Source organism: Bacillus sp. IT-79MI2 (assembly GCF_949768135.1).
GTDB lineage: Bacteria > Bacillota > Bacilli > Bacillales > Bacillaceae_G > Bacillus_A > Bacillus_A pseudomycoides.
Map to the genome: position 1 here is coordinate 1 of NZ_CATKPV010000085.1, position 14,135 is coordinate 14,135.

At 31.8% G+C, this 14,135-nt stretch carries 12 protein-coding genes and 1 pseudogene; 6 read left to right on the forward strand and 7 right to left on the reverse strand.

The genetic code is table 11. From position 1 onward, the window contains the following. The coding region (locus tag ACM6HU_RS22475) for a DDE-type integrase/transposase/recombinase (RefSeq protein WP_414848451.1) at positions 1-961 on the reverse strand (961 nt) is incomplete at its 3' end. Positions 962-980: 19 nt separating this feature from the next. Further along, complete coding sequence (locus tag ACM6HU_RS22480; RefSeq protein WP_016131750.1) at positions 981-1,535, reverse strand: recombinase family protein; 555 nt, start codon at positions 1,533-1,535, stop codon at positions 981-983. Positions 1,536-1,936: 401 nt separating this feature from the next. Between ACM6HU_RS22480 and ACM6HU_RS22485 the strand changes: the two genes are divergently transcribed. From ACM6HU_RS22485 to ACM6HU_RS22500, 4 genes and pseudogenes are all read left to right on the forward strand, one after another. Then, positions 1,937-3,604, forward strand: a complete 1,668-nt coding sequence (locus ACM6HU_RS22485; protein ID WP_016131751.1) for a M3 family oligoendopeptidase — start codon at positions 1,937-1,939, stop codon at positions 3,602-3,604. A 257-nt stretch (positions 3,605-3,861) separates the two neighbouring features. Beyond that, positions 3,862-4,458 (forward strand): recombinase family protein, encoded by a 597-nt coding sequence (locus tag ACM6HU_RS22490; protein WP_170927978.1) that lies wholly within the window; start codon positions 3,862-3,864, stop codon positions 4,456-4,458. 740 nt (positions 4,459-5,198) lie between these two features. After that, entirely contained in the window at positions 5,199-5,741 is a 543-nt protein-coding gene (locus tag ACM6HU_RS22495) for a stress protein (RefSeq protein WP_077295681.1), read from the forward strand. A gap of 486 nt (positions 5,742-6,227) precedes the next feature. Then, positions 6,228-6,425: pseudogene (locus ACM6HU_RS22500) on the forward strand (ATP-binding protein); the annotation flags it as partial. Positions 6,426-6,583: 158 nt separating this feature from the next. Here the strand turns inward: ACM6HU_RS22500 and ACM6HU_RS22505 are convergent. The 4 genes from ACM6HU_RS22505 to ACM6HU_RS22520 all read right to left on the reverse strand — a co-directional run bounded on the left by ACM6HU_RS22505 (position 6,584) and on the right by ACM6HU_RS22520 (position 9,397). Beyond that, complete coding sequence (locus ACM6HU_RS22505) at positions 6,584-6,817, reverse strand: hypothetical protein (protein WP_077295679.1); 234 nt, start codon at positions 6,815-6,817, stop codon at positions 6,584-6,586. Positions 6,818-7,115: 298 nt separating this feature from the next. Then, entirely contained in the window at positions 7,116-7,262 is a 147-nt protein-coding gene (locus ACM6HU_RS22510) for a BC1881 family protein (RefSeq protein WP_000738551.1), read from the reverse strand. A 548-nt stretch (positions 7,263-7,810) separates the two neighbouring features. Beyond that, positions 7,811-8,272, reverse strand: coding sequence for a CarD family transcriptional regulator (locus ACM6HU_RS22515; RefSeq protein WP_016079014.1), 462 nt, complete (start codon positions 8,270-8,272; stop codon positions 7,811-7,813). A gap of 216 nt (positions 8,273-8,488) precedes the next feature. Beyond that, positions 8,489-9,397, reverse strand: coding sequence for an acyl-ACP desaturase (locus ACM6HU_RS22520; RefSeq protein WP_077295677.1), 909 nt, complete (start codon positions 9,395-9,397; stop codon positions 8,489-8,491). 627 nt (positions 9,398-10,024) lie between these two features. Between ACM6HU_RS22520 and ACM6HU_RS22525 the strand changes: the two genes are divergently transcribed. Next, complete coding sequence (locus ACM6HU_RS22525) at positions 10,025-10,324, forward strand: hypothetical protein (protein ID WP_016131689.1); 300 nt, start codon at positions 10,025-10,027, stop codon at positions 10,322-10,324. Positions 10,325-10,651: 327 nt separating this feature from the next. Here ACM6HU_RS22525 and ACM6HU_RS22530 read toward each other — a convergent pair whose 3' ends face one another. Beyond that, a complete protein-coding gene (locus ACM6HU_RS22530; protein ID WP_077295675.1) occupies positions 10,652-11,284 on the reverse strand; it encodes a recombinase family protein in 633 nt (210 codons plus the stop codon). A gap of 1,727 nt (positions 11,285-13,011) precedes the next feature. On the opposite strand from ACM6HU_RS22530, the gene ACM6HU_RS22535 reads away from it, so the two are divergent. Continuing rightward, positions 13,012-13,848 (forward strand): HAD-IIB family hydrolase, encoded by an 837-nt coding sequence (locus ACM6HU_RS22535; protein WP_077295673.1) that lies wholly within the window; start codon positions 13,012-13,014, stop codon positions 13,846-13,848. Positions 13,849-14,135: the final 287 nt, after the last annotated feature.

Here is a 14,135-nt window from a genome sequence, read left to right on the forward strand (position 1 = left end):
GATAGTTATTTATGATAAAATTTGCGAACTTCTCGTCTAGTTCTTTAAATGTGAGAAGAGGAGTATTTGTCTCATTGCCCAAATAGCCAGGTAAATCTTGAAGGAATAATTGGTTGACTGTTAGAAAAAACCTTTCTATTTTACCTCTTCCTCTTGGAACTCCTACTTTTGAAAATACAAGGTTTATTTTTAAATCTATAGCTACTTGTTCTAAATGATTGGATGTAAAATCACTACCATGATCGGTATAAAATTGTTCAGGGATTCCACAGATTATCCAATCTGAATTTTGTTTATGCCAAATCCCTTGATGCAAAGTAAGAGCTGTTTGAGTCGCAGAAGGTGCTTGAAAGGTTAAAAAATAGCCAGCAACTGCTCGGCTATAATCATCCAAAATAATAGTCAGCCAAGGACGTTCAGGTTTTCCCTTTTCATTCAGTACAAGTATATCGAGTAGCGTATGGTCTGCTTGCCAAATTTCATTAGGATAGCTTGCTTCCCTTCTATGAATTAAATCATATTGATTTTCATAAGCTTTTTGACCATCATGTGCTAATTTTTTTAAGCTTTGCGAAAGAGACTGTGCTATCTTATATATTTGATAATAACTAGGTTGCTTCCAACTTTGTTGCTGACAGTGCTCGCAAATCATTCGATGAATAGATGTCAGTGAATTTCTTCGGTGTTTTAAAATCATTTGTTCAATTGTCACGATAACTTCTGAATCTAGTTGGATTTTTCCGGAATCACTTCGTGTTTTTCGGATCAAGCCTTTTAATCCAAATTTTTCATAGTCTCGAATCCAATATCGTAGTGTTCTCTTGGCGATACCAGTTTCTTCTACAATAGCAATTAAGTTTTTTTCAGAGCGTAGGTAGGGTGCAATAACTTGATACTTAATCATTGCTGCTTGACGTTGTTCTGATGAATAAGCTGTTAAAGGTAAAGGTTCATTTTGCATTAATACCAACCTTTCCGATTTATTGTCTGTCTAAATAGCGATAAATTGTAGTACGGGATACACCCCACTTTTCTGCGACATCTTTGATAGGTGTACCACTTTCAATTAGGGACTTCATCATTTCTATATCTTTCAACCCGAACTTCTCTGGTCTGCCACCGAGCCTTCCTCTTGCTCTAGCTGCTGCTCGACCGGCAGCCGATCTTTCTTCTATTAAATTACGTTCAAATTCAGCAAAAGCTGCGAATAAGTGAAACATCAATTGTCCTGTTGCATTACTTTTGTCCATTGTTAGGTTTTCTTGAAGGCTATGAAAACCAATACCACGTTTATTTAAGTTATTCACAATTTGGATCAAATCTTGCATGTTGCGTCCTAGGCGATCCAATCGCCAAACTACAATTGTATCGCCTTCACGTGCATAATAAATTGCTTCCTCTAAACCAGGACGTTGTTTTTTTGTTCCACTCATTTTATCGTGGAAAATCTTCTTACAACCATATTGAGTTAGTGCATCAGTTTGTAAATCTAAATTTTGTAATCCTGTAGATACACGTGCATATCCAATTAACACCAATTATCACTCTTTCTAATTTTTACTCTATTCCCATTGTAACATAAGATAGAAACATATTGGTTATTGAACATAGAATAATGAACAGAGTTTTATTACATATAAGACAATAAATAACGCCTCTTTTAAATCAAAAAGAAGCGTGTTCAGAAAAGGACGAGTTTTGTAACAAATATTGGGGTTTAAGAAATATTGACAGGTTGCGTTTTTGATAAAGAGCGCTTTTTAAATTTTGTTCCGCAATTTTGAAATATTCCAAAATTATGTATTGTTTAAATGATGAAAATTTGAAATAATTATTCTTAGACAAAGGGTAGTATAATTAGATTAAATGCTAAAAGTATATTCACCCTCAGCAAATGTTGAATGTTGATTTTCCAAGAATTTAAGGGGGACAAATAATGTGGAATGGCATAGCTGAATTTGAGAAGGAAATGAATTTGCTATTAGAATATGAAATTTCTTCAGAGGCAAATTTAAAAGATCTATTAACACAATCATCTAAGGTATTTGATTATGTGGATGAACTTTTGATGAGAAAGTATATAAAATATCAACTTGATACGACAGACGAAAAAGTGAAAGAAGATTATATATATAGCCAACAGAATATAAAGCCTGTCTATAAAAAATATAAAGAACAAATCGAGGAAAAAATCTATCAAAATAGGCATTACTTTACAAGCCAATATTATCAATATTTATGTCAAAGGATTGAAAATACCCTTTTGCTAATAAATGATAAAAATATAGAAATTGAAATAATTGAGGATAACTTGATTACAAAGTACTTTAATATAAGGGGCGAGATGATTGTAAATTGGCAAGGTGAAGATATCCCCGTGGATGAGCTATATGGGTTTCTCTATGATGATTCAAGAGAATTAAGAGAAGAAGCTCTAAAGCTCATGTGTAGGACATATTCCTCAAAAGAAAAAGAACTTCAGTTACTCCTTGACGAAATGATTGCTTTAAGGACACAAAAAGCAGAAAATGCGGGATTAAAAAACTATAGGGATTATATGTTTAAAAAATATGAACGATTCAATTACACGCATAAAGATTGCGAAAACCTAGGTGAATCAGTAAGAAAGTATGTCCTTCCATTAATTAATAAATTCCATATAGAAAGGAAAAATAAACTTCAACTAGATTGTCTGAAACCTTGGGATACAAGGGTTGATTGTAGTGAAAACAATATTTCCGTTCCTTATGAAAGTGTTTCGGAGATGATCAATAGGGCAAAGGAACTGTTAAATAATATATCGCCATCTTTTTCTGAATTGTTGAAAAGAATGAAAGAAACCAATTGTTTAGATTTAGAAAGCCGTATAGGTAAGGCTCCGGGAGGATTTTGTGAGTTTCTTCCATCATCCAAATCCTCATTTATTATGTTAAATTTAGTTAATACAAAAGATAATCTACCAATATTTCTTCATGAAATGGGACATTGTATACACCATGATTTAATGAGTGATATTGAATTAAGTGAATATAAACAGTTACCAATGGAAACAGCAGAACTCGCCGCAATGTCCATGGAACTTTTCACCTTAGAAAATTGGGCATCAATGTATAAAAATCAGGAAGAGTTTAAATACGTTAAAAAGGAACTATTTAAACAAATCCTTGAATTCATCCCTATTACTCTTGTAGTGGACCAGTTTCAACAATGGTTATATACAACTCCTGACCATACACACGAAGACAGGAAACTAACATTTCAGAGGATTCTAGAAAAATATGAGAGTGATATAGTGAATTGGGAAGGCGTCGAGGAATGGAAAAAGCTTCAATGGTTAGATGTTATTCATCTATTTGAAACTCCATTTTATTATATTGAATATGCAATTGCACAGTTGGGTTCCTTACAGTTATACAGAAACTTTAAAAAGGATCCAAGAAAAACCATTAAACAATTTACCGAAGCGTTATCATTAGGATCTTCAAAGTCAGTAAGTGAGATTTATAGAGTCGCTGGAATAGAATTTAATATATCCGAACAAAATATTAAAGATTTAATGGAGTTTGTGGAGAACGAAATTAATTCTTTAGAGGTGGTTAATTAAAAACTTCTATAGGAAGTACAGGATTGGGCTTAAGTTAAATTCCATTTGAAATTTAAATAATCTATTACAAATATTGATTTTCCATTAAGGGTGCTTTTCCGGAGTAACAAAAAAGTCCAATTTCTCAATTTTAATGCTGAGAAATTGGGCTTTTTTATATTTACTTATAGTGCAAAATAACACTTAAAATAGATGCAAAATAACTCCTAAAGTGACAGGATGTGATAAAATCAATACATTGACCTACATCAAAACTTATGGTCAAAAGTGAACGTGGAAAAGGTGATATTTTGGTTAAATATGGATATGGTAGGGTGAGCACATTAAACCAGGATTTGGAATCTCAAATTCAAATGTTAGAAAAAGAAGGTTGCGAGAAAATTTATTCTGAAAAATTTACAGGTACAAAATTTGATCGGCCAAAATTTCAAGAACTACTTTCTGTACTAGAAAATGGCGACACACTTGTTGTAACAAAATTAGATCGTTTTGCACGTTCGGCTGAAAATGCAATCCAAACGATTAAAATGTTATTTGAGAAAGGGGTTAAGGTTCATGTCATTAATATGGGAGTAGTGGAAGATACGCCAACTGGTAGATTGATGTTTAATATCATGAGTGCATTCGCTGAATTTGAAAGAGATATGATTGTAGAACGTACACAAGAAGGAAAAGCGATTGCTAAGTTGAATCCTAATTTTAAAGAGGGACGACCGAAGAAATATAATAAAGAGCAAATAGAACATGCTCTTGGTTTGTTAAAAACTGAATCTTATAGGAAAGTGGAAAGAATGACAGGAATTAGTGTAAGTACCTTGCAACGTGAAAAAAGAAATCGTTTAAAAACTGAGTGAATAAAAAATGGATGGTACTATTATAAATGTTCATTTTGAAGAACTGAAGAAAAAGGCATAGGTGAGTTAGAAGAAACAGAGTATGTTATTAAATAAAACCATATTTCTTATATATATTCAAAAAACACGATACCCTCAGGTGCATTTTAAGGCATTTAATTATAATTTTGTGTATTAAGCCCTTTTAAAATTGCAAATTTCGTTCAACTAAAAAAGTCGATTATCCTTTAGCGTACGAAATTCGCGAAATGTTGGTGCTACCCCATCGCCATCAACTTAAGGAGAATGAGATACCCAAAAACGAAAAAATTAGCATTTCCAGGTGAAAATGTACAATTTTTTGTTTTGGGGAACAATTAATTTCTTAAATTGATAGGCATGGGGTAAATCAACGTTAACAGATCAAATTTTGATCAAACAGTTTTATAAACCAACAAATCTACTTTCATCCATATTCTTCTCATATATTTGCACCAGAACCCAAGATAATAAAATAAGCAAAAATTTTTCATCTATTAACAAAATATTCAGTTATTGTTTTTTTATTCCTATAAATGTATATTCGCCTTGAATTTAGTTTCAAATATACATAAATTTCATTATTTCTGTATGTTTATTATTTTTTAACTATTAACAATTTAATGCCTTTTCAATTAAATCGTTTGCCTCTCCTGTATAAGAAATATATACTTTGAAGTGTAAGGGTTAATACCTTATAAAAATATAAAGGAGGTTTTTTTATGAAAAAAACAAAAAAGTTGGCGAACATTGCTTTAGCTGTAGCTATCGGTTTAGGAGGATTAGGAGTCTTTGCACCAACAGATGCAAGTGCGGCTGAGATCTCTCCTTCTACAACAAATGTTCCTACTAATCTATCTACTGAATTACCTAGTAATTTTGTAGAGTCTAAGTTGCCAAAAGAAGCGAAAGCTAGTGCAAATTTAAATGTAAGTATAGATGTATTAGGTATCGCTAATATGATTAAGGATGCCATCAATGCTCAAACTAATCGTTCAGGATTTGTAAAAGGCGTAATGGAATCAACATTTTATGCTGCTGGTCAACGCTATAATGTTATGGTTTTTAATTTAAACCAAAACTATGATGATCGCTTTAACGGTGTTAAATTCTTCGGAACAACAGTATATGATGGAATCACTTTTGGAATTTGGGTATTTGAAGATGGGGAATTTACAAATCAAGGTGATGGTGGATGGATTAACTGGGCATTTAGAGGTTGGTTCGATCGTAATGGTAACCATGTTAAATTTCATCGTGCATAAAAATAAACCACAAAATCAGCCAATTTTGCGGTTCATTAAATAAAAAGTGTTATTAAACCTAGAAGAGTATACTCTAAACTCAACTCCTAGTAAAAATAGTATAGATGATATTTATTAAAAAGAAAAGCACTCCGAGGAGTGTTTTTCTTTTTTTGATTAAAAATATATGCTCACACCAATGATTTGCACATCAATTCATCTTTGATATACAGAACATTTGTGTAAGCAAACTTTAAGGGGTCACCATACATGTCCATCAACTTAAGAAAAGTAAACACCTCATCACCATCAACCTACAGAATCAAAATTCCCCCAAAACCAAAAAAATGAGCTCAATTCTCATGGACACCTATAAAAAGATAAAATTTTCGTTTTGAGGGCACTTCAATAGGAAACTACAAGACAAAGTATAATAAAAATCACCCGTTGAAATTGGAAATTTTTTCAGATGTGGCGGGTTATTCTTTGAATCGTTTCCGTACCCCTGACTGTTATGAACAAAAAAGTGTAATTGTCACGTCTAATTTGGAATTTGGTCAGTGGAATCGTGTATTTGGAGATAACCGCTTAACTTCTGCATTGGTGGATCGTTTGGTTCACCATGCTCATATCATTGCATTTACAGGAGAAAGTTATCGTTTAAGAAATGCCCTTTCTTTTGCGACTTCAGAAATTAATATGTAAAAAGAGAATTGCAAGCCTCTGCATTTTTCGCTGCAATTCTCTGTACTTTCTGCTTGCAAAAAACATTATATAAGGTTATTTTTTACGAGTTAATAGGTAATGATATAGGGATATTTTGAATGTACATTTAGGTTGTTCCTTTCAAGATATTTATCATTTTATATACGCCCTTTATTAGAATACTGCTTATACTTTTTTTGAGATTCTTTCGTAATACGTGCGTTAAGTAAAATTGCTAACAACAAAAACACTCCATATTTTACCCCTGTAGCTCCTATGATAATCACACTACTAAAAACAAGTACAATTAATAGGAGAAACGAAACGAAATAAATACGGTCATAGTTCTTTGACATCTTCTCGTATTTTATGCGTTCTTTCCTTGCATCCATCTAAATTCCTCCTTTAAATTATCCATTTCACCATAAAATAAATCTCGCCCTTAAAAAGGAAACAATATATCGTTTCAAATAATTAGTTTGTTTTTTTATCAACTAATGTATATAACATAAAAAGAAATACTACCAATATTAAGCATTCCACCATGATAATACCGACCCTCTCCTTCCTTTTAATCCCATCACATCAGATGAAATTTATGTTTATCCTATTATTAGCCGCAGCAAACAAAAAGGATCCTCCCTTCTTTTAAAGGCTGATCCTTTTCTACGTGTATTCAACTATTTTTAGCTATTCTTGATTAATTAGAATAACAGCTGGTCCATCTACACGAATGCCACCAACTTCGATTTTTTCATAAGACTCAACTGTAATAGAAATGACCCCTTCCCGCTTCTTTAATTCATTACTTAATTCTTTTGTTAACATTTTTTTCATGTGTGCACTCCTTCTTACTGCTTCATTTACTATTATTATGTAAATAAGATTAAAAATGGTTTCCTGGTCTGGAAACCATTTTTTGTAGTTGACCATATGGTGTTACCAGTTCGTTTATCAATTTTACGTAAAGAAGATAAACAATTACTATTCACTGTCTCAGTAGATGTAAGGAACTCTTAAAGAGATAGCGGTAAGATTGATTGTTTTTTCTTCTAGAAATAATGACTTAGATAATATATTACCTAAAACAATGAAAGCCCTACCTCTCTTTCATCCTTACGGATCCTTGTCCGTGCCAGTGTGAATCAGGATTGCAAAAATCAAGTGACTATTTAATCGAGTTATTTGATGAAACTTTGAACGTTCGTAAAAGAAATTTAAAAATAAAAATGGATAAGATTGAAGTAATAACAAAAGAGGTTCCTACTCTAAAAGTGAGTTGAAGAAGTTGAATGTCTTTGAAATGATTTACTTTTAATAATCATCATATTCCCGAAAAATTCAGGATATTTTCGGGGGATGTAATACATTATCTATAATGAATCTTAACAGAAACTTTTTATTTGATTTTCAGTGATCCCTTTAATTAATCCTAGTTCACTAATCAAAAATTCATGTGCGTTATCCAACATTTTTTTTTCACTTGTATTCAGTGCCTTTTCTTTCTTCATACGCATTAAATCACGTACAACTTCAGCACCTTCTTGTATTTCACCCGTTTTTATTTTGTCCGTGTTCACTTTATACCTTTGTTTCCACGGCAGTAATTTATCTGATTCTCCATGCTGAAAAATGTGTATAATGTGTTTTAATGCAAGTATATCAGTAACTGGGCGTATACTCGAACTCAATATTTTACCCATAGGAATCATGACTTGCATATTACTGATTGACATTTTTATGACATAATACTGTTGTTTTTTCCCTGAGAATTCTTTTTCTTCTATGGCTTCAATTATACCTGCTCCGTGCATTGGATAAACAATGTTATCGCCAATTTGAAACATATAATCCACCTCCATATATGGTAACCTTCTTAACCTTAACATATATATGATTTTTTATCAAATATTTTATAATACCATAAATTTATTTTTAGAGTCAACTACTTTTTCGAAAAAATTAAATTAAGTAAAAATGGTACCAAAATAATAGGGAGCGTGTCGGATTTCCAATAAAGGGAAGGGGGAATTTCCCCGCGTATATTCTGAAACCTCTACTCATTAACGTAGGTCCGTTTTCCCTTGAAAACGACCAAATCGATCCCGTATTTTTTTCAATCTTGTGTGGTACTCCAAAATCTCAATTCTTGCTTTTTCAGCTAAAGGTGCAATTGGTCTTAAATCTTTTAATCCCCAATAATCAACCACTACATCAAGTACTTGATCAAAATATTGTAGTGGTCCATAGTTAGTTTCTTTTGCAATTACAGCCATTCTATTTTCAAAATCAGGCATGACGGCACCTGGCATTTTAAAATTCTTAATCACATTGGCAATATGATAGCAATAATTAGGTTCCAATTCTAAATGTGTTCGAATCACGTCTCGATAAAACGCATAATGAAGAGTTTCATCTTTTGCAAGACGGCGTAATAATGTAGCAAGATCTGGATCATGCTTACTTGCAACCTTAGCAACATTATTGTAAAACACCATCGTTGCAAGTTCTTGTAGCGTCGTATACGTCATTGCTTCGATTGGTGTGTGAAAATCGGGCTCAAATCCACCCTCAACGACTGACTTTCTTAATTCATGTAATCGTTTGGGATTCACACTTCGAGTGAGTAGTAAATATGTCTCCAATAAATTCGAATGTTGATCCTCTTCTGAAGTCCAAGTATGAATAAAGTCTGTAATAACAGAAAGGGACCCTTTAAAAGTCGCAGATAAATACGTTGTAAACCATGGTAAATTCACTTCTGTTAATAAAGCTGTTTCAATGGCCGTAATTACACCAGAAGGAAGAGTAACTTGACTTTCATCCCAAGGAACTCTTTTAAAGTCCATTCCCTTATCCCATGGTAAAAACTCATGATAACCCCAGTCTATCTTCTGCGCTCTTATTTTATGTTGTTCATACAGTTCTTTTAAACGTGGTTCTAATCGGAAATCTAAATCATTTGTTAGCATATATAAGTACCCCCTTTTCTTATCATAGATATTCATTTTATTTTTATCCTTAAAAATTTTCTGCAAATAAATATTACTTTCCTTTTTTTAAGTCAAACATAATAAATTTTTAACAAACCTCTTTAAGAACGCTTTATTTCTATATGATTTTTTTCATATCAAAAGTGAAACCGTTACATATATTGTTCTTTTTTACAAAAAGGGTTCTGAGGCATACGATATATTGCTTAGCCTAAATAAAAAAACTATCCTCAGCAAATAGAGGATAACATTCATGGATGAAGATACTCGTCATATTGTAAATCTTGGTGATTATAAAAAGGTGCATACCCATAAAGAATCATTTTATAATAAAGATTGATAAACAATTAATCTTTCATGCGTTTTTGCTACTTTCTAATTTTCTTATTGGTAGCAAAAACTTAAAAGGTTAATGGTATTTTATACACACTAACAACTTATTTAGATGTAAGATCCAAAATGTTAGATTAAGCGATTGAAAAATATATACAGTTGATGAGATAGCCTTAAACGACAATTCCCAACAAGATCACTGTACATTGGCTATGATAGGTTAGACCGTATTTTGGAAAACAGTATACAGCACAAAGGGAAGAGGCGATAAACATGCAGTCAACGGAATCTCATATGAAGGAAAAACAACGTAGAGAAAAAATAGAAATAATATTTAGTCACAGGGTAAAAGGAGAAAGTTATTTTCACGGTTCCTCCTATCAATGGAAAAACATTGTATACCAAAATTATAATAGGATACAACAAAAAGAGTTGAAAATTGAACAACTTATTTTCAAAATGGAAAAAGAAGGGGTTCGTTTTGCGCAGCACCGTTCACTAATACAATATCCCGTCATTGATTTTGTAAAATATATAGCTAAGGTTTACAAGGAAACCCTCGAAATACAATAGCAAAGATTATATGTTCAAAATAAATAATCATATTCAAAGGAAACCTTTATAAAATGTTTATTTTCGAAACCTTGTTAACAAAAAGCTCAAAAATTCATTTCAATATTCTTTTTATTCACAATGATCTTTATTTTTGTTATAATAACAACCATAACGTATTCTAATCGTTTGTATATCTTCAGATTTTGTAGATTTTATTACACAAAAAGACAACTCCTAATTAGAGTTGTCTTTTATTTTTTCTCGATATATATAATACTGTTCTGATGCAAAAACTCCAAGATTCTTACAAGCAGAGAAAAAGTAGGATTTCTCATAGGAAAGATGCTACTTTGTTTCCTCATATTCCTTCATTATTTTATAAAACGTATTTTTCTTTAGCTCTAACATTTCCATAAACATAATAGCTGTTATTTCTCCACTTTTCCATTTTGAATGAGTTTCTTCTATTATATTTATTTGTTGTTTGCTTAAGGTCGAAAGGTTCACCTGAGGACGGCCTAAATGTTTTCCTTGAGATTTAGCTACAGCAATCCCTTCCGCTTGTCGCTGATGAATTTTTTTACGCTCTTGATCCGCAACATAGGATAGCAAAGATAAAAATTGATCTTCCATTAATCGTCCCATATCACCCATCTCACGAAACTTTCGACTATCAAACAGTGTTTCATTTTCTAAAACTACGATATCAGCTTGTGATTCTCTTGTTATATACTTCCATTCTGAAATTACCTCATCATAATTGCGGCCCATACGATCTAAGGCATCTATGTAAACAATATCACCTGTACTCAATATTTTTCGTAATAATTGATATTGAGGACGATCAAAATGTCGTCCACTTGCTTTATCGACAAAAATGCGTCGAGCTTCCACTCCTCGTTCCATCATCTTATGTAACTGACGTTGTTCATTTTGATCTTTTGTACTTACACGTATATATCCATAAATATTTGCCACGTTTTGTATTCTCCTTGCATTTGTTACCACAATTATACCATTTTTGTTTATAAAGGTATTCATTAAAAATAAACGTTTATAAAATAATTTGAATCACCTTTGTAAACTTGATATTTCAACGTTTCATAGATATGGCCCCTCAGTTTGTAAAGGTATACCTTTGTAAACGCTCGTTCACTTTTTAGGACGGTTCATTTGTAAAACTCACTAATTATGACTTTGCGCATAAATAATATAAGGATTAAATTCCTGAATTTTTACAATATTTAGTACAAATAATATCAATTTACTATAATATGTAATTTATGTAAAATCATAATTAAGCTAAACTCTTCTTTAAATTCTTGCCCCTAACAAGGATTTAAAGACCATGCTATTTTTAGCTACAAATGCATAAAAAGAAAAAAGCCAAATCTATACAGAATTTGGCTTTTTTCTTTGGAGTTCATGTAAATAACAACTTGAACCCACTACTCTTTTTCAAATGTAATTGTATTTTATCATATTTTAAACGTTTTGTTGTTAGATTTTTTAACTTATCAGAAAGTTTCGGGTGAATATTTGGAACAATCTTTAGCCTATGATATTGCCCCGTAACTACTTGTATATAATAGAAGGTAAAACTAAGTTCATGACTTTTTATAATTTGTAAAAATAATCATTAAATTCTTATAGCTAATGTGTACCAAAAGGTATGTTTTGTTTTCGGTATATACCTAAAATTATTTTCATACCTTTTGATACTGCACAAACAAATTAATAATAAATTTCCCAATATGGATATTATCACTATTTTTATCTATACTATTCAAAATTAACAGTTAATGTAATATGATAAAAAAGTGATGGTTATCACCCTTTCTCTGTCTCCTTATGCCATAGATAAGACCAAATCTGGTCTTATCTTTTTTATTTATGGGTTCTTGCTACATATCCATTAACTTTAAAAAATCTTTTGTTATGAGATATTTGTTGTCATTGGCTTGATGGCGGTTTGGCGATACCTCTTAAAACGAGGAATGAGTGTAAAAATACACAAAAACCCCGAGTCATGGACTCTTTTTAAGTGTCCATGACTCGGGGTACAGTTCATAATTCCTTTTGGGATTCTTTTTTTAAAATTCACTCACACAAATGATCTGCACATCAATTCATCTTTGATATACAGATCATTTGTATGATAATTTTTATAAATAATTGCGGAATAATGAACTTACATAAATGCTTTTAAAAACTCTTGTACGGCTGGAATTAATCCACCTAAAAATTTTAAAATTGCCATTGCGATTGTCATAATAATTCCTCCTCTTTAAATTTCTGAATATTAAGAATTATATAAATTCATTATATTACAGATTTAAGAATATAACAATATCTTTTTTTATTCTCTCTAAGATTTCGGAATATGCTCATAACAACATTTTTCAAGCCGCATTTATTTATGAGAATTAAGTTCACTTTTTTCGTTTTGGGGTGGATTTGTTTTCTTAAGTTGATGGGCATGAGGTAGTACCACATCAATCACCATCAACCTAAAGAATCAAAATTCCCCTATAACGAAAATCCTATTCATTATTGACTACTGATAATAGGACGTTATGTTAACCGAGCATGTATATGGTATACATTGTTTCTTGTTCAATTAACTGGCAGTTTAGTTATATAAATAATTGGATATTCATGGTAAGATGGAGGTGAATGAGAGAAGAATTTATGGAGGTTACTCTATGGACTACAATCTTTTTAGAACTTTACCAGAAATACCAAATCCTAAGTACATTGTATTTAGTGATTTTGATGAAACGTACTTTCCTCACCAATTAACCGCCGAACGAAAAAGTCAAATACAAGCATTAGAACAGACTATCGTAGAAAAAAGTAGGGTTTCTGGTTTACTTTTTGGTTTGGTAACGGGTAGTAACATTGAGGCTGTTCTTGAAAAAATGAAGAGGGGTGGATTTCAGTATCTTCCTCATTTTATTGCAAGTGATTTGGGAACAGAAATTCATTATTTCAACAGGTTAAAACAAGGTGAAATTGATAAAGAATGGCTTAGCAGGTTTGATAATGGCAATTACCATCCTGATAAAATAAAAGAGATAGTTGATTTGTTAGCTTCTAAAAATATTGCTTTAGATAGCCAATCACAGATGGGTGCATCAAAATACAAAAGCAATTACTACTATTTCTGCAAGAATGAAAAGGACGATCAATTAAACCTTAACCATATTAGACAAGTTGCTAGTGATTTTAAAATTAGTATAAACATCAATCAATGTAATCCTTTGGCTGGAGACCCAGAGAATGCATATGATATTGATTTTATCCCTTTAGGGACTGGAAAAGACGAGATTGTGAGATATATATTAGCAAAATTTAAGATAGACCGACAAAATGCAATTGCCTTCGGTGATAGTGGTAATGACTTAAAAATGTTACAGGCTGTAAAATTCGGTTATTTACTTGAGAACGCTACAAGTGAAGCAAAAAATGGACATGGACGTTTAACCATAGGTTCTTATTCAGAAGGGATACTTAACACCATTAAAGAACTAGTTATGTAGTAGTGATTGGAACCATTTTTTATAAGTTTTTAAATTAAATGGTCTTTGTTTGTGAAACAAACGGGTGCTAATGTTAAATAAACAAGATACATTGACTTCCGCTTTCGAATTTTACGTCAACTAGCTTCTTTTGTGGAGGCTAGTTTTTTTGCTTAGCGTGGTTTTTTTCCGAAATGCTGGCGGTATCCCATGCTCATCAACCTAACAGAACAGGTTACCCCAAAAACGAAAAAAATGAACTTTGTTGCTATAAAAAACATAAAATTTTGGTTTAGGGGGTACCGTCA